At 51.9% G+C, this 16,580-nt stretch carries 19 protein-coding genes; 5 read left to right on the top strand and 14 right to left on the bottom strand.

Annotated elements, in window-relative coordinates:
* Positions 1-149: 149 nt before the first annotated feature.
* Positions 150-581 carry a carboxymuconolactone decarboxylase family protein gene (locus FOB24_RS19640; RefSeq protein WP_038632976.1) on the bottom strand — a complete coding sequence of 144 codons (432 nt, stop codon included), beginning with the start codon at positions 579-581 and terminating at the stop codon, positions 150-152.
* Between the two features lie 90 nt (positions 582-671).
* On the opposite strand from FOB24_RS19640, the gene pdxR reads away from it, so the two are divergent.
* Positions 672-2,006 (top strand): MocR-like pyridoxine biosynthesis transcription factor PdxR, encoded by a 1,335-nt coding sequence (pdxR, locus tag FOB24_RS19635; RefSeq protein WP_085048885.1) that lies wholly within the window; start codon positions 672-674, stop codon positions 2,004-2,006.
* Positions 2,007-2,129: 123 nt separating this feature from the next.
* A complete protein-coding gene (locus tag FOB24_RS19630; protein WP_038632969.1) occupies positions 2,130-2,480 on the top strand; it encodes a DUF2002 family protein in 351 nt (116 codons plus the stop codon).
* Positions 2,481-2,516: 36 nt separating this feature from the next.
* Here FOB24_RS19630 and alaE read toward each other — a convergent pair whose 3' ends face one another.
* Positions 2,517-2,966 (bottom strand): L-alanine exporter AlaE, encoded by a 450-nt coding sequence (gene alaE / locus FOB24_RS19625; RefSeq protein WP_003037259.1) that lies wholly within the window; start codon positions 2,964-2,966, stop codon positions 2,517-2,519.
* 548 nt (positions 2,967-3,514) lie between these two features.
* Between alaE and stpA the strand changes: the two genes are divergently transcribed.
* A complete protein-coding gene (gene stpA / locus FOB24_RS19620; RefSeq protein ID WP_038632963.1) occupies positions 3,515-3,916 on the top strand; it encodes a DNA-binding protein StpA in 402 nt (133 codons plus the stop codon).
* A 36-nt stretch (positions 3,917-3,952) separates the two neighbouring features.
* On the opposite strand, the gene FOB24_RS19615 is transcribed toward stpA, so the two are convergent.
* The 3 genes from FOB24_RS19615 to FOB24_RS19605 form a co-directional block, all read right to left on the bottom strand.
* The gene (locus FOB24_RS19615) at positions 3,953-4,132 is read right to left on the bottom strand and encodes a hypothetical protein (protein WP_038632960.1); all 180 of its coding nucleotides are present in this window, start codon (positions 4,130-4,132) and stop codon (positions 3,953-3,955) included.
* Between the two features lie 80 nt (positions 4,133-4,212).
* Complete coding sequence (locus tag FOB24_RS19610; protein WP_038632958.1) at positions 4,213-4,740, bottom strand: rhodanese family protein; 528 nt, start codon at positions 4,738-4,740, stop codon at positions 4,213-4,215.
* A 9-nt stretch (positions 4,741-4,749) separates the two neighbouring features.
* A complete protein-coding gene (locus FOB24_RS19605) occupies positions 4,750-5,049 on the bottom strand; it encodes an ArsR/SmtB family transcription factor (protein WP_006687216.1) in 300 nt (99 codons plus the stop codon).
* 184 nt (positions 5,050-5,233) lie between these two features.
* Between FOB24_RS19605 and FOB24_RS19600 the strand changes: the two genes are divergently transcribed.
* Positions 5,234-5,392 (top strand): YqaE/Pmp3 family membrane protein, encoded by a 159-nt coding sequence (locus tag FOB24_RS19600; protein ID WP_038632951.1) that lies wholly within the window; start codon positions 5,234-5,236, stop codon positions 5,390-5,392.
* 98 nt (positions 5,393-5,490) lie between these two features.
* Complete coding sequence (gene lysM / locus FOB24_RS19595) at positions 5,491-5,940, top strand: peptidoglycan-binding protein LysM (RefSeq protein ID WP_150345363.1); 450 nt, start codon at positions 5,491-5,493, stop codon at positions 5,938-5,940.
* 12 nt (positions 5,941-5,952) lie between these two features.
* Here lysM and csiR read toward each other — a convergent pair whose 3' ends face one another.
* The 9 genes from csiR to FOB24_RS19550 form a co-directional block, all read right to left on the bottom strand.
* Complete coding sequence (gene csiR / locus FOB24_RS19590; RefSeq protein WP_038632944.1) at positions 5,953-6,639, bottom strand: DNA-binding transcriptional regulator CsiR; 687 nt, start codon at positions 6,637-6,639, stop codon at positions 5,953-5,955.
* Positions 6,640-6,684: 45 nt separating this feature from the next.
* A complete protein-coding gene (gabP, locus tag FOB24_RS19585) occupies positions 6,685-8,085 on the bottom strand; it encodes a GABA permease (RefSeq protein WP_069324592.1) in 1,401 nt (466 codons plus the stop codon).
* Between the two features lie 140 nt (positions 8,086-8,225).
* Positions 8,226-9,509 carry a 4-aminobutyrate--2-oxoglutarate transaminase gene (gene gabT, locus FOB24_RS19580; RefSeq protein ID WP_038632940.1) on the bottom strand — a complete coding sequence of 428 codons (1,284 nt, stop codon included), beginning with the start codon at positions 9,507-9,509 and terminating at the stop codon, positions 8,226-8,228.
* 25 nt (positions 9,510-9,534) lie between these two features.
* Positions 9,535-10,983: an NADP-dependent succinate-semialdehyde dehydrogenase gene (gene gabD, locus FOB24_RS19575; protein WP_069324593.1), complete on the bottom strand. Its 1,449-nt coding sequence runs from the start codon at positions 10,981-10,983 to the stop codon at positions 9,535-9,537.
* Positions 10,984-11,006: 23 nt separating this feature from the next.
* A complete protein-coding gene (gene lhgO / locus FOB24_RS19570; RefSeq protein ID WP_150345362.1) occupies positions 11,007-12,275 on the bottom strand; it encodes an L-2-hydroxyglutarate oxidase in 1,269 nt (422 codons plus the stop codon).
* A 19-nt stretch (positions 12,276-12,294) separates the two neighbouring features.
* Complete coding sequence (gene glaH, locus FOB24_RS19565; RefSeq protein WP_085048889.1) at positions 12,295-13,272, bottom strand: glutarate dioxygenase GlaH; 978 nt, start codon at positions 13,270-13,272, stop codon at positions 12,295-12,297.
* Positions 13,273-13,512: 240 nt separating this feature from the next.
* Positions 13,513-14,226 (bottom strand): MgtC/SapB family protein, encoded by a 714-nt coding sequence (locus FOB24_RS19560; RefSeq protein ID WP_038632928.1) that lies wholly within the window; start codon positions 14,224-14,226, stop codon positions 13,513-13,515.
* Between the two features lie 31 nt (positions 14,227-14,257).
* Positions 14,258-15,493: an MFS transporter gene (locus FOB24_RS19555; RefSeq protein ID WP_038632926.1), complete on the bottom strand. Its 1,236-nt coding sequence runs from the start codon at positions 15,491-15,493 to the stop codon at positions 14,258-14,260.
* 11 nt (positions 15,494-15,504) lie between these two features.
* Complete coding sequence (locus FOB24_RS19550; protein ID WP_069324595.1) at positions 15,505-16,329, bottom strand: MBL fold metallo-hydrolase; 825 nt, start codon at positions 16,327-16,329, stop codon at positions 15,505-15,507.
* Positions 16,330-16,580 lie beyond the last annotated feature (251 nt).

Raw genomic sequence — 16,580 nt, 5'->3', positions numbered from 1 at the left:
ATGAAGGGCAGGGTTGATGAGCGTGACGGGGGCAGGGATGTGTAGCATGACGGGCTGCCTGAGGGCGACGCGTCGCGTCTTATCCGGCCTACAGGAGAACACATCCCAGGCCGGAGAAGGCATTTATCCCGCCATCCGGCAGGGCAGAATTACATACGCATACCAACCGCCAGGCGATTGAAGCAGTTCATCAGGCTGATGGCAAACGTCAGATCGCTGATTTCTTTCGCGCTAAAATGGTCGAGCAGCGGCAGATAAACATCATCTTCCGCGTGGGTGCTGGCGATATGAGTGACCGATTCGGCCCATGCCAGCGCCGCACGTTCCTGTTCACTGAAGTGGTGGCTCACTCGCCAACCTGCCAGCGCGTCGAGTTTGGCCTGCGCAACGCCTGCTTTGCGCAACGCCTTACTGTGCATTTCCAGGCAAAATGCGCAGCCGTTGATTTGCGAGACCCGCAGGTAAACCAGTTCCGTCAGCGTAGGTTCCAGTGCGCAATTTTCCAGCGCTTTGCTGGCCTGAACCAGAGCGTTATAGATTTCAGGACTGAGTTCATAATAGGGCTGGCGTAACATTGTCATGGTATTTCTCCTCGTTTGGATAACCCGCAATGTAGCACTATAATGGACTGTTACAGAGGGCCATATTTTTGCAAAAAAAGCAGACCATAAATGCCGCGCTATCAACAAATCGCCCGCCAGTTAAAAAATGCCATTGAGACAGGTGAACTCAAACCAGGCGCAAGATTGCCCTCCAGCCGGACGTGGTCCCAGGAACTGGGGGTTTCTCGTTCGACGGTGGAACATGCCTATGCCGAGCTGGTGGCGCAGGGCTGGCTGGCTCGACGTGGGCAGGCGGGAACTTTTGTCAGTGAGCAGTTGCGACCAGAGACCGCGCCTGCGGCTCCCGCTATCTTCGCAGGAGAAAATCCCAGACCCCAACCTTTTCAGATGGGGCTACCCGCACTCGATCTCTTCCCGCGTGAAGTATGGGCGCGGGTGATGGGCCGACGTTTACGCACCCAAACGCGTTTTGATCTGGCGGTGGGGGAGGTTTGCGGCGAAAGGGTGCTGCGTCAGGCGATTGTTGATTACCTGCGCGTTTCACGCAGCATTGAGTGCCAGCCGGAGCAGGTTTTTATCACCTCTGGCTATGCGGCATCGATGACGTTAATTCTGCGCGCGCTGTCTCAACCCGGTGAAGGGATGTGGGTCGAAGATCCCGGCTTTCCGTTGATCCGACCGGTGGTGGCTCAGGAGCGAATTGCGCTGATGCCGGTTCCTGTTGATGCCAATGGTCTGGATGTCTGCGCTGGGATCCGCGATTACCCGCAGGCGCGCTTTGTTTTGCTTACACCCGCGCATCAAAGCCCGCTGGGTGTGGCCCTTTCATTGGAGCGTCGCCATCAGTTGCTGGAGTGGGCGGCCCGCACCCAGGCATGGATTATTGAAGATGACTATGACAGTGAATTTCGCTACCACGGTAAACCGTTGCCGCCGTTGAAAAGCCTGGATGCGCCGCAGCGGGTGATTTATGCCGGAACGTTCAGCAAATCAATGTTTCCTGCGCTACGCACGGCATGGCTGGTGGTGCCCATGACTCAGGTCGAGCATTTTCGCCAGCAGGTGGCGCTGGCGGCTTGTAGCGTTCCGGTTTTATGGCAACAAACGCTGGCGGATTTTATGCGCGAGGGGCACTTCTGGCGGCACTTAAAACGCATGCGTCAACATTATGCCCAGCGACGTCAGTGGATGGTAAATGCTCTGACCGAACACGGTTTTAGCGTGCTCCCGCAAGAGGGTGGGATCCAACTGGTGATGAGTGTAGACGCAGACGATGTTGCGTTAGTACGTAAAGCGAATCGGGCAGGTCTGGCCGTACAGGCCTTGAGCCAGTGGCGTATAACGCCGAACGGACAAGGGGGAATATTATTGTCATTTACCAATATTAGCTCAGCGGAAATGGCGCAGCAGGCGGCCTATCAATTGCGGCAGGCGCTGACATAAATCTGCACGGTTCTTAAGATATTCGTCCCACCGTCTTCACTCGTTTATGGACTTTTCTGAAAGTGTTGCTAATGCTGAATCAGGTAAGGTAAGCCCGCAGTAAAAGATAACGAGGAAAATAATATGTATTTACGACCTGATGAGGTGGCGCGCGTACTTGAAAAAGTGGGCTTTACCGTTGATGTAGTGACGCCGAAAACGTACGGCTATCGACGTGGTGAAAATTATGTGTACGTTAACCGGGAAGCACGTATGGGACGTACCGCATTAGTCATCCATCCCACGCTTAAAGAGCGCAGCTCTTCACTGGCGGAACCTGCGACAGACATTAAAACCTGCGATCACTACCAGCAATTCCCGTTGTATTTAGCCGGAGAGACCCATGAGCATTATGGTATTCCGCACGGCTTCAGTTCGCGTATTGCACTTGAGCGTTATCTGAGTGGGTTATTTGGCGACGTTAACGCTAACTAATAACGCGACTGGCAGGGCCAGTCGCGAAGAGGCGTGTCAGGCTTTAGCCTGGTGATAGCTGCTGACCTTAAACAGGCGGCGGCAATAATCAAGGAAGTAGCCGTATACTGCGCCCATCAGCATCGATACCACGATGTTCGAACTTACCGCAGCCGTAATCTGGTGCCAGTCCGCGCCAACCGTCAACAGAATAATCACGTAAACCGGCGACTGGAAGGTGACATAAGCCAGCACGTCCGCCAGGTTTTTTGCCCATCCTGCCTGCGTGGCTTTACGTGCCGCGCGCATAAACAAATCACGGTACATGCCGTATGGCCAGGCGATCAGAATATTGACAGGGATGGCCACCAGTCTGGAGTACAGTGACTGTTCAAAGCTCATTCCAGAAAGGAATATCTCGATCAACATGTTCACGACAGAACAATAAACAACCATCGCGAACGTGTCTGCTACAGCATGACGCAAGCGTGACTGCGGAGAGAACATGTTAATGCTCCTTGTAAAAAGGGGAAAAAGGTTTTGAATACCTTTAATGCTAGTGATTTGTCTTGCTGCTTTCGCGTTTCAATAGGATATCTGCCTGGATAATAACTAGCAACTAGCTTAAAATTTTTATTTATTGTCTTTTTGTCGATAAAATGCTCTGCATTGGTTTGATTTTTGTTCGTTTTGGTGTTTTCGTTGTTCTGCTGATTAAAAGTATTTTATATCAATAGGTTATGAATACTTGTTTTTCTGAATTTTTTGCGCTCCTTTTCTGAAAGTTGACTGATGTTCAGAATGTGCGCGTGCCGGCCCTGGGCAATAAAGTGATGTGTTTATCAGACGATGCGCTGAGAGGTCATGCGAGTATATTTACAGTGACTATCCTGGGAATATAAAATATTTGATGTCAGGTTTCAGGATAGCCATTTAAATAACTGGATTGGCTATTTGTTTTATAATCTGCGAAAAAATTAGACTGGAAAAATAATAATCAGTTGCATACAATATTTAGCGTGATACCATTTTTACGTTAAAGAGGTTTTGTTAATATGAGTTCAATGTTAAAAAACTTAAATAATATCCGCTCGCTGCGTGTAATGGCACGTGAATTTTCCGTTGATGTGCTGGAAGATATGCTCGAAAAATTCAGAGTAGTGACTAAAGAACGCCGCGATGAAGAAGAACAGCTACAGCGCCAACGTGCAGAACAGCAGGAAAAAATTAATAATTTGCTGGCCCTGATGCAGGCCGATGGGATCAATCCGGAAGAGCTGCTGAGTATGACCCCAGCGACGTCGCGGGCAGTCAAAAAACGTCAACCACGCCCGGCGAAATATCGTTTTACCGATTTCGACGGTGAAACAAAAACATGGACCGGACAAGGTCGGACACCAAAGCCAATTGCCCAGGCGCTGGCTGCCGGTAAATCTCTTGATGACTTTTTAATCTAATTATAAATGCGGTGAGGGTGACCTCACCGCCTGTTTTCAGCAAACGCCGAAATCACCGTCTTCGGTATATCGCGTCACGTCAGCTGCTTTCAGTGTGAATTTTTCACCGCTTTCATTACTGGCTTGTACCGCCACAATTTGATCTTCGTTGACTTCGACAACTTTCAGTTTAGGTCCGCCCATGCGTGGTTGAACCAGATCGCCAGGTTTAAACATATTGCGCTCCTTTATTTATCGCACAACTCACCATAGATCACGTCAATCGACGGGTACAGCGCTGTTTCAGGTATTACCGCTTAATGAGTACGCCGGTTCCAGGGCATTTTGTCCAGCAATCGCGCCATGCCGCAAAAGCCGGTGAGGCCAGCGAGTATCAGCCCGGCACCCACAAAACCGCTCAGCAGGAAGAAGGCGCTGTTGACGGCGTATCCGAGAATGACGCCGAGTAAGGCAAGGCTACCTGCGGCTATCTGCACCTGACGCATCAGCGGCAGTGGTTGTGAACTGTCTTTTGCCACCGGTAAACCTGCGGCTTTCCAGCCATCAATTCCACCTTCCAGCAACCAGACCTGCGCAGGCGCGGCAATGGCGCTGAGTTTGTTCGCTGCATTTTGTGTGCGTTTGCCTGACTGGCAGTGAAAAATCACCTGCTCGGCGCGTAAATTCGCAGGCAACGATCCCTGCTCAAGCGTGGGTAACGGTGCCAGATGCGCCTCAGGAATATGCTCGTGCAGATACTCGTCGGCATCGCGGATATCAATCAGTTTCGCGCCTTGCGCGACCAGCGTCTGCGCCTCGCGCGGGGAAATCTTCCCAATGGTCATGATGGCTCCTTATGGGCAATACAGTGTTTTTAATGTGGCGATCAGCGAATTCACAGCCGCATTTTTAATGGAATAAAGGATGCGCTGGGCATCGCGCTGGCTGTCTATCAGACCTTCTTCACGCATACGTGCCAGATGCTGGGACGTGGCGGAAGGACTCAGTCCGGTAGCGCGTGCTAACTCGCCCGCGCTGGTACCGGGCGAACCGCAGAGCATGCACAAAATCAGCAACCGCTTCGGGTTACTCATCGCTTTAAGCAAAGCGGCAGCCTGTTCAGCGCTGGCCTGGAGTTGTTCAAGTTCAGTCATATGTATTTAAGCATAATCTAAATTAAGCAAATTCTAAAATAAAAAGCCAACGTACGCCAGCGTAAAGAGCGTAAAGGAGGGTAAAACAGCAGGGGAAGGCTGGCGGATTTGAGTAGAATGGCTACTCTTAGAGATAAAATCTCTTTTTAAACAATGATTAACTTTTTGCTTGTAGGGAGTGTGTATGGGTTTCTGGAGAATCGTTTTTACTATTATTCTGCCCCCGCTTGGCGTACTGCTGGGAAAAGGATTCGGCTGGGCGTTTATCCTTAATATCGTTCTGACGCTGCTGGGCTACATTCCTGGTTTGATCCACGCCTTCTGGGTACAGACGCGTAATTAATACTTCCTTTCATAAACGGCGCATTTGCGCCGTTTTCTTTGCCGTCCTCTCTCCTCTGCTACACTTCCTGGTGTTGCTTGTTAATAACCGAGGTGGATATGGGACTCTTCAATTTTGTGAAAGATGCAGGTGAAAAACTTTGGGATGCGGTCACCGGAAATCATGACACGGCCGATCTGGTGAAGAAGGTGCAGGAACACCTGAATAAAACCGGCATCCCTGATGCAGATAAGGTGAACGTGCAAATTAACGAAGGCAAGGCCACCGTTTCTGGCGATGGATTAAGCCAGGAAGTGAAAGAGAAAATCCTGATTGCGATTGGTAATATCTCCGGTATCGCCAGCGTGGACGATCAGGTTAAAACCTCTGCACCCGCGAGTGAAAGCCAGTTTTATACCGTGAAAGCGGGCGATACCCTGAGCGCTATTGCCAAACAGGTTTACGGTAACGCTAACCTGTACAATAAAATATTCGAAGCGAATAAACCGATGCTGAAAAGCCCGGATAAAATTTATCCCGGGCAGGTGTTACGTATTCCGGAAGAATAATGATGTGCGGGTTTATTCCGTCAGCAGCTTGCCGGACATCGCCTGTTGAATAATTGGAATCGGCGTCAGCAGGTGCTGGCGCATTAATTCGCTGGCGCGCACGGCATCGCGTGCCAGAATCGCTTCGGTCAGCGTTTGATGCTGATCGTGTTTATCTTCCAGCATCTCGACTGACAGCACCGTTTTACGTAGCCAGATAAACCGGTAACGTGCCGCTAAATCAAACAATCGTTCGCGCATTTGCAGCAGATATTGGGAACCGCAGCCGGCGACAATCGCCGAGTGAAATGCCTGATGGCGCTGATCCCATTCATCAAGCATCTGTTCACTGGCGTCCACAGCTTCAAGCTTACTGAGCATATGCGCCCGTGCCAGAATCTCCGCTTCCCAGGCGTCGTCGCCGCGTTCGATGGCCAGTGCAACCAGCATGGCCTCCATATTGGCGCGGGCATCGAAAATATCGAGCAATTCCTGCTCGGACATCGGGGCGACACGATATCCTTTCTGATTAACCACCGTGACCAGTCGCTCCGCCACCAGCTGTGAAAGTGCTTCGCGCAGCGGTCCCACGCCAAGCTCATAGCGCGAGGTCAGCAGGCTCATACGCAGTTTCTCATCAGGCTGATAAATACCGCGGATGATGTCGTTCTTGAGCCAGCGGTATCCATCAATGGCCGTCGGTTGGGGAATGGCGGTCATGGTCTTACTCCTGAATAAATGTCCCGGCGTGTGCCGGGAACAGATTTAATGCGTATTTTGCAAGGGTGCTTTTTGCCACGATAGCAGTTTTTTCCAGCGTGCCATAATGGGCACCGTGCAAATAATTCCTATGGCTAACAACCCGGTAGAGATAACCTCCAGCTGTTGCGCCGGGCGAAAGAGCATAACCACCAGCACAAAGATAATAAAGGCGATAACCAGCCAGGTCAGCCACGGATAAAGCCACATTTTCAGTTTAATTTCACCGCCTCGCGCCAGCAGAATTTTGCGCATCCGCAGTTGGGAAATCGCGATCACCAGATAAACCAACAGGGCGATGGCGCCGGAGCTGTCGATCAGGAATTTAAACACTTTGGCCGGGGCGTAATAGTTGACCACCACGGTGAGGAATGCCGCCCCCGTAGACAGCAACACCGCCACGTAAGGCGTTTTACTGCGGTTAGTTTTCCCCATAAAGGCGGGGGCATCGCCACGACGGCTCAGGGAATAGAGCATACGGGATGAGGTATACAGCGCGGAGTTCAGGCAACTGGTCACCGACAACAAAATGACGAAGTCCATGATCAACTTCGCGTGTGGGATATGCAATAACTCCAGTACCGAGCGGTAAGAACCCACTTCTTTTAGCCCCGGCATGTTCCATGGGATCAGCGCCACCACCACGAAAATGGAGCACAGATAGAAGATGGAGATACGCCAGATAACCGAGTTGGTGGCGCGGACGATGTGTTTATCCGGGGTATCGGACTCGGCGGCGGCGATGGTAACAATCTCTGCACCCATAAAGGAGAACATGGTGATCAGCATCGCGCTGAGTACGGCGCCAAAACCGTTCGGCATAAAGCCGCCCTGATCCCACAGGCGTGAAACGCCGCTAACCTCAGCATAAGGATAGAAACCGCTAATCGCCACCGCGCCGAGGACAATAAACGCCAGAATGGCAATCACTTTGCACAGCGCCAGCCAGAATTCGAATTCACCGTAATTTTTGACGCTCAGCAAATTACTGCCGGTTAATGCCAGCGTGATAACCAGAGAAAATAACCAGACAGGTATGCCTGGGATCCAGGAATGCAGAATGATGGCGGCAATATTGGCCTCCAGTGGGATAACCAACACCCAGAACCACCAGTACAACCAGCCGATGGTATAACCTGCCCATGGGCCAATGGCTTTATCGGCGTAGGTGGAGAAGGAGCCGGTATCCGGGGTGGCGACGGCCATTTCGGCCAGCATGCGCATAATCATCACCACCAACAGTCCGGCAAACAGATAAGCTAATAATACCGCGGGACCGGCTTCTGCAATCGCCACGCTTGAACCTACGAATAAACTCGCGCCGATAACCCCGGCAATAGACAGCATGGTGACGTGGCGTGATTTCAGCCCGCCCCCTAAATCATGTGATTGTGACACTTGCCCCATCTTGTAAACCTCTCGAAAGTATTTCACTTGGGAGAGCACCCCGGCATTCCCGCGCCGGGGCACGCGTATTATTGTTATTGACCCTATGTGCCGGATGGCGGCTCCGCCTTATCCGGCCTACGGATTGCTTTTTTGTATAGTTAGCCCTGCTTCGCCTCAGCAAAACACTGGGCGATGATATCCAGCCCCTGGCGAATTTGCGCATCTTCAATGGTCAGCGGGACAAGGATGCGCAGCACGTTGTAGTAAGGCCCGCAGGAGAGCAGGATCAGCCCTTTATCACGTGCGCGCGCCACCACTTCTGCGGTCAGCTTGGCGTCTGGTTTCGTATGGTCGCCGTCTTCGAACAGTTCGATGGCGATCATCGCCCCCAGCCCACGCACGTCGCCAATTTCGCGATGCGTTTCGGCGATAGCCAGCAGGCCTTCGCGCAGGGTTTGCCCCAGTTCGTTGGCCTTTTGCAGCAGATTTTCCTGCTCGAAAATGTTCAGCACCGCCAGCGCGGCGGCACAGGCAATCGGGTTACCGGCATAGGTACCGCCCAGGCCACCCGGCGGGATAGCGTCCATGACGTCGGCGCGACCGGTTACCCCTGCCAGCGGGAAGCCGCCAGCGATAGATTTGGCGAAGGTGGTAAGATCGGGCGCAACGCCCATCTGCTCCATGGCGAACAGCGTACCGGTGCGGCCCGCGCCGCTCTGCACTTCATCGGCAATCAGCATGATCCCGTGTTCGTCACAAATGGCGCGCAGACGCTGCATAAATGCCGGGGTGACCGCGTAAAAACCGCCTTCGCCCTGGACGGGTTCAATGACGATGGCGGCAACGTCTTCCGGCGCGGCATCATTTTTGAAGATGCGGTGAATACTGGCGATAGCATCATCTTCACTGATGCCATGCAGCGGGCAAGGGAAAAGTGCGCGATAAACATGGCCCGGCATCAGCCCCATTCCGGCGGAGTACGGGTTGACTTTCCCGGTCAGCGACAGGGTGTAGTGGGTACGGCCATGATAAGCGCCGCTGAAGGCGATCGTACCTGTACGTTTGGTGGCGGCGCGGGCAATTTTCACCGCGTTTTCCACGGCTTCAGAACCGGTGGTCACCAGCAGGGTTTTCTTGGCGAAATCGCCCGGCACTTTCTTGTTCATGATTTCGCACAGCTCCAGGTAGGGCTCATAGGCCAGCACCTGGAAGCAGGTATGCGACAGTTTTTTCAACTGCGCTTCTACCGCAGAGACAATCTGCGGGTGCAGGTGACCGGTATTCAGCACCGCAATACCGCCAGCAAAATCGAGGAATTCGCGGCCTTCAACGTCCCAGACCCGGCAGTTTTCTGCCCGCTCGGCAAAAATAGGGTGGATCTGTCCTACGCCACGGGGAACGGCGTTGCTGCGACGTTGCATGAGTTCTTTGTTGGTGCTCATCAGGTGTTCTCCAGTATTTGTTTTATTAAAGGCCGATACACATATATTTGATTTCTAAGTAGTCTTCGATGCCGTATTTCGATCCTTCACGGCCAAGACCGGAGGCTTTGATCCCACCAAATGGGGCGACTTCGTTGGAGATGATGCCGGTGTTAATCCCGACGATGCCGTACTCCAGCGCTTCGCCAACGCGGAAGACGCGGCTTAAATCACGGGCGTAGAAATAGGCTGCCAGGCCAAACTCGGTGTCATTGGCCTGGGCGATGACGTCAGCTTCGTCTTTAAAGCGAAACAGCGGCGCCAGCGGGCCGAATGTCTCTTCTTTGGCGACCTTCGCGTTGGCAGGTACATCGACCAGAATGGTGGGCTGGAAGAAGTTCCCGCCCAGCGCATGAGGTTTACCGCCAGCGATAATGCGTGCGCCTTTATCCAGGGCATCGGCGATATGCTCCTGCACTTTGGCAACCGCTTTCTCGTCGATCAGCGGCCCGGTGGTGACATCTGGTTGCAGACCATCACCGAGGCGCAGCTTGCTCACCGCCTGCTCGAGTTTTTCGGCAAACTGGTCATATACGCCGTCCTGCACGTACAGACGGTTGGCGCAGACGCAGGTTTGCCCCGCGTTACGGAACTTCGACGCCAGCGCGCCTTCCACGGCTTTGTCGAGATCGGCATCATCAAAGACGATAAACGGCGCATTGCCGCCCAGCTCCAGCGACACCTTCTTGATGTCTTTGGCACACTGTTCCATCAGCTGACGGCCAATTTCGGTGGAGCCGGTAAATGACAGTTTGCGCACCAGCGGGTTGCCGGTCAGTTCGTTGCCGACCGCGCTTGCTGAACCGGTCACCACGCTGAATACGCCAGCCGGGATGCCGGCGCGATTAGCCAGCTCTGCCAGCGCCAGCGCGGAATAGGGGGTCTGGCTGGCCGGTTTAAGCACCATGGTGCAACCCGCCGCCAGTGCCGGACCGGCTTTGCGAGTGATCATCGCCGCCGGGAAGTTCCACGGCGTAATCGCGGCGGTAACGCCGATCGGCTGCTTGATGACGATCAGACGCTTATCAGCCTGATGGCCGGGGATCGTGTCGCCATAAATGCGTTTGCCCTCTTCGGCAAACCACTCAATAAATGAGGCGGCATAGGTGATTTCGCCTTTGGCTTCCGCCAGCGGCTTACCCTGTTCCAGGGTCATCAGACGAGCAAGATCGTCCTGATGTTCAATCATCAGGTTGAACCAGCGACGCAGAATATTGGCCCGTTCTTTGGCGGTCAGCGCACGCCAGGCGGGTAGAGCGCGGTTCGCGGCGTTAATGGCTTCACGGGTTTCATCCGCCCCCATTTTCGGTACGCTACCCAATTGCTGACCATTGGCGGGATTCGTTACTGCGATGGTCTCGCCGTTGTTGGCGTCACGCCAGTTGCCGTCAATCAACGCCTGTTGGCGAAATAAGGTTGGATCGTTTAGTTGCATAATTACTTCCTGTCTTAATCATGTTAACGGGTGAATGCGGCGTGTAATGTCTCCACGCTACGTGCCGCACGCAGCGTGCGTCCGGGATTACTCTGGCTCTCCAGCAGCGCATGTACTTTGCCGACAATATGCGCGCCGATAGGGAGCGCTGACGTTGCTGCCGGAGAAGGGGCGTTGCAGGTATGAATGGAGCGTGGCGTTGTGACAAACAAGAAATCGTCGATCAGCTTGCCGTCCGGCGACACCGCCTGCGCCCGCACGCCCGCAGGCCACGGTTGCAGATCTTTCTGCGTCAGACTCGGACAGTACTTTTGCACCAGCCGTAGATAGCCGCTTTTGCACAGCGAATTCTTCATTTCGCCAAGCCCGGAGCGCAGGTTGTTTTGCAGCACGCGGCGGATGCCGGAAGAGCCGAAGATCTCCAGCGTATCGCTGAGTGAGAAATCGCGTTTACGGTAACCTTCGCGTTTAAATGCCAGTACCGCGTTGGGGCCCACCGTGACGCTGCCATCAATCATGCGGGTGAGATGCACACCGAGAAACGGCATCGCCGGATCGGGGATCGGGTAGATCAGATGATTGACTATCTGATTATGTTCTGACGCCAGACGGAAGTATTCGCCACGGAACGGACAGATGATAAAACCGGGTTCAACGCCGAGCATTTTCACCAGTCGATCGGCCATCAGGCCGGAACAGCTTATCAGCGTTGCGCCTTCATATTCGTGCCCCTGACGGGTATGGACGATCACGCCCGCGGCGTGTTCTCTCAGCGCGCTGACCTCGGCGTTGTAAATAATCTCACCGCCCTTGGCCTGGAAAATCTTCGCCATCGCGGCGGTTACTTCGCGGTAGCTGACGATCCCGCTCGACGGGACGAAAATGCCGCCCAGTCCGGTAATGTTGGGTTCACGCTCGCGTAGCTCCTGCGCATTCAGCCATTCGCGCTCCAGGCCGTTAGCAGCGGTGCGATCCCATAGCGCGCGCATACGCTCCATTTCCAGAGGGGAGGTGGCAACCAGCATTTTCCCGCAGACGTCGTAGCGGATGCCGTTTTGGTCGCAAAAGGCTTTGGTGGCGCGATTTCCGGCCAGGCAAAACTGCGCCTTCAGGCTGCCGGGCGTGTAATAAACCCCGGCATGAATCACGCCGCTGTTATGGCCCGTCTGGTGACAGGCCGGGCCGGACTCTTTTTCCAGCAGCGCGATTCTGGCGTCCGGATAGACATCAATCAGTTGCATGGCGGTCGACATGCCGATAATGCCGCCGCCAATAATCACAAAATCATACATCCGCTTTTTTCCTTCGCCCTTACTGATGGGTCTGGTAGTGGTTGCTCGCGTAAGCGAAATAACCACGCTGGCGCATCAGTTCGCGGCGCAGGTCAGGATGCGAGGTGAAGCGATCGCGGCCGTGCAGCCAGAACAGGTTGTTGATCAGCAGGAATTTACCCACGGGAACCGGAACGGAAATAATGTTCTTGCTGGTTTCCAGCGCATCGGACAAGTCGCTCAGCCAGACGCCTTCTTCATAGTCTTTCGGCTGGACGAACTGGTCGATGTAGCGCATTACCGGGCGGCCCTGCTGGTCAACGTCAAATACCGGATGGAACACATCCTTGCTGACGTTTTTGCTTGGCGGCGCGGCAAAGCGCATCGCGCGACGCGCCATCGGATGGGTAAAGTACTGCTCCAGATGTTCCCAGTCGTCGAGGTGCAGCAGCAGCGAATTACCGCCGGTCATGTTCTGCTCGTCGATCTTCATCATCAGCACGTAATCGGTGATTTCTTCAAGGTAGGTTCCGTCGTTATGTAGCTCCATAACACGGTGCGGCTGGCGCAGGTAGCTGTCTGAGTTATCGACGTTTTTCACCACAAAACGGGCATAGTATTGACCGCTCATCGCATCAAAATTGGAGCGTCCGATCAGATGCGCGACCGCCGTCGCCAGTTTGACCATTTCTTCAGCCTGGGCCACATCATCCACGCCGACGGCGTTAATCAGCAGCGCGCCTTCGGCACGATCGAGCAGCGTTTTCAGCAGCAGGGGCTGCAACTGGTTGCCGCATAAATCATCGAGGATCTTGCCCACTTTGAAGCGCAGGAAAGATTTGTATTCCAGGGCCTGCACCGGCCACTGCGCGACGGCCTGTAGAAATTGCTCAGTGGTCTCGGCAGAAAAAGTCAGCTCCAGCAGACGTGGAGACTGGACTGATGGTTTCAGTGTGAAACCTCTGTAGTGCTGGGCTGGATCTTCAGCGTTCGGTTGTACGGCAGTCAGTGCGTTCATCAAATCGATCCTCTCAGTAGATTGTCAGGGAGATATGGCGCAGCTCGTTTCGTAGCCATAAATTAAAAATATCTACATTTTTGAAAAACGCGCACACAATGAGCTTGTTTGTTTCTTATTTGTGATCAAAAACAACAATTATTTAACATTGCAAAAGGTGAGGATTTAGAAGCTGGATGGATACTGAGTGGCTATTTCAGGGGCAAAAGCCCCTGATTTTAAAGAGGAAGATAAGGTGTATTAATGTTCCAGGGCGATGGCGCAGACGTGTTCCACATGAGTCAGATCGTGATATAAGTCGGGCAAGGTCATCTTTTGACGAATTACGATTTTGAGATTAACTTCAATTTTGCCCTTCTTGATATCTCTGATAGTGATGTTTTCGATAATGTTTTTCTGTTGATGAATGCGGGTTATCAGACTTTCCACAGCGTTTCGTTCATCAAGAATAACCCGCACTTTCACTTTTCCGGGAAACTGGTTTCTGGTCTGTAAGAAGATAATGAATGGGCTTAGTTTGATCGCTAATAAAAATAAAGCCGTGGCAAAAACAGCATGAAAATAAAAACCGGCTCCGCAGGTGATTCCCACCCCTGCAGATGCCCAGACAATTGCCGCAGTCGTGAGACCAGAGATAGCATCGTCATGTCGGTGCAGAATGACTCCCGCACCGAGAAAACCAACGCCGCTGATAATCTGCGCCGCCAGGCGCATAGGATCGCTACGGATATTCATCGAAATTTCTGCATAGTATTCAGCAGATTGTATTGATACGACAGTTAATACACAGCTGGCTACGGATAAAATAACGCAGGTTTTGAAGCCGACCGGTTTCCCTTTCGATTCTCTTTCCAGGCCAATAATGCCACCCAGAATAAATGCAATACTGATTTTGATGATCGTAGTTAAAGGCAACAATCCTTGCTCATTGATGATGGCGGCCAGATTATTCATGCAATTACCTTAATGAGAGAGTCTTTAACGATCAGGAGTTTGCTTTTTTCAATGTGAGGTCCGTTTTGCGTTTCGAAATATCGTCCCGGAAGAAAATCAGGAAGAATACGCTGACCACTGCGGCAACGCCTGCTGAAACTAGCCAGAATGTTTCCCATTGTGGCAACGCCTCTGGACCTTGTTCCGTCACGGTGTTGTTAAAGATTTGCCCGCATACGGTGGAGGCAAATAGCAGACCAACGCCGTTGGAGACGATAAATCGCAAGCTTTGGGCTTGTGCTTTAATCTCTGGCGCTGCTTTACGGTCAACATAAATGTCGCCCACGGTAAAGAAAAAGTCCCAGCAGAATCCTTGTAACATCAGGCCGATCAGCACAAACATCATGTTGGCATCCAGCGAGGCATTAGCAAATAATAGTGTGCGGATGATCCAGCAGACGGCGCCTAACATCAGCGTGATTTTGAAGCCAGCTTTCAGTAAGAAGAACGACAGCAGGAACATGAAAATGACTTCACAGGCGATGCCAACCTGCATCATTGAGGCGGCGTTATCGAATCCAAGCGCTTTTAAAAAGACCGGGATATAGGCGGAATAAGCCGTTTTGGGGATCATCAGGACAAAAATACTGAGCATCAAAACCGAGAAGCTGCGGTCTTTGAAGAGCGCCAGAGCATCCAGACATAACAGATCGCGAAGCGTAAACACGCTTCCTTTTGCTTTCGGCGGGGTATTTGGCAACGTAAAACAGTACAGGCCGAGAACAACACCGGAGGCCGACGCAATATACCAGGTGATGGTATTTCCAGAATAACCCATTTCACCAATGATAAAGCCGATGACCATAAAGCCAAATGTGCCGAATACACGAATAAATGGGAAATATTTTACTCCGTTAATGTGGCTGAAACTGATACTGTTCGCCAGCGCAGTTGTTGGATAAAACAGCAGACCAACCAGGAAAATCATGGTTAACGTCATACCTGTGTTTTGTGCCTCAATAAATTGCGGAACAAACAACAGTACACCTGCATTAATTAAATGCAGGATCGCCATGACTTTTTGTGACGCAAAGAAGCGGTCGGCGACCATGCCAATAAATAGCGGGGAAAGAATAGTCGCCAGGCCAAGCAAAGCATAGGATGAGCCAATAATTGTTGCCATACCATAGGTGCTCAATACCAGCCCCATGGTCATATTCCAGGCACCCTGCATGAAATATTGTATGAACATCATAATCAACAGGCGTGGTGTTTTATTAAGGTCCATATTGCATATCCTTACTGGTTGATGCTCAGGTTAAGCCCGTCCCAGGCGACAAGAATGTTCTCTTTGTCGCATGCCGCAACGAGATCGTCGTGCAGCAGACCTCCGCTGTGTGATATATGCGAGACGATAAGTTGGCTATTTTTCTCAAGGCAACCGAGTTCCGCAAGCCTGTCTCTGGCGGCGAAGACGGTTTCCAGACTCATGTGGTTATTTGTACGATTATCACCATTAAAACCGTAGGTGCACTCCAGGACAGCCAGATCGATTTTTTTCCCTTTCAGCCACTGCCATGTGAGCTCAGGAAACCAGCCTGAATCATGTCCGTAGAAAATTGACTGGCCTTCTTTTTCAATAAACCAGGTATAACAAAGCTCCCACTTGGCATGGTTAGCCAGCAGCGGAGTGATGCGGTATCCGCGAGTTTCAACGGTCACGAAGGGCACCAGGCAATGAAAAGCAAATCTTTCAGCGCTGTAGCCTGGTAATACTTCCGCAGCACCGTTAATTGCACGGTCATTACCGAAAATGTGCAACGGATGAGTAATTTCAAATCCATACCCTTCCATACGGCTAAAAAGATCGCCGACGTTGAAATGATCGGGATGAGTATGTGTGAACAATAGCGATCTGATCTCTGTTGCATCCAGGCCATCTCGCAGCAGTTGTTGGCTGAATTCAGGCGCCACGTCAATGAGCAGTTCATCGTCGATAATCGCTGAAGAGTGTGTGCGTAAGTCTTTACTTTTACGAATGCGGGCTTGCTGGCAGTGCTCACAACGGCAAAAAGGATTGGGGATCCCTTCAGATGCAGCGGTACCCAGAAAATGAATCTTCATGTTTCCCTCTTAATGACAAATGTGATTGTTGTTTTTTTAGACGTTTATGTAATAAAACGTAATTGGAACGTGTCAATTATGGTTCCGGTATTTTATATGAACAACGATCTTTTTCCTCAGAAGTGATCCTCTTCAAAAATTATAAAATTTATACATATATTTCATTGTGTTAATGTTTTTTCGTGCATGAGGTGTGTCTATCGATAGCGTCAGGCTTTTATTATGACATGCTTATAAAATGCACTTTTTAA

It is taken from the genome of Citrobacter werkmanii (genome assembly GCF_008693645.1).
Taxonomy (GTDB): domain Bacteria; phylum Pseudomonadota; class Gammaproteobacteria; order Enterobacterales; family Enterobacteriaceae; genus Citrobacter; species Citrobacter werkmanii.
This window is presented reverse-complemented; position numbering and strand designations above follow the sequence as displayed.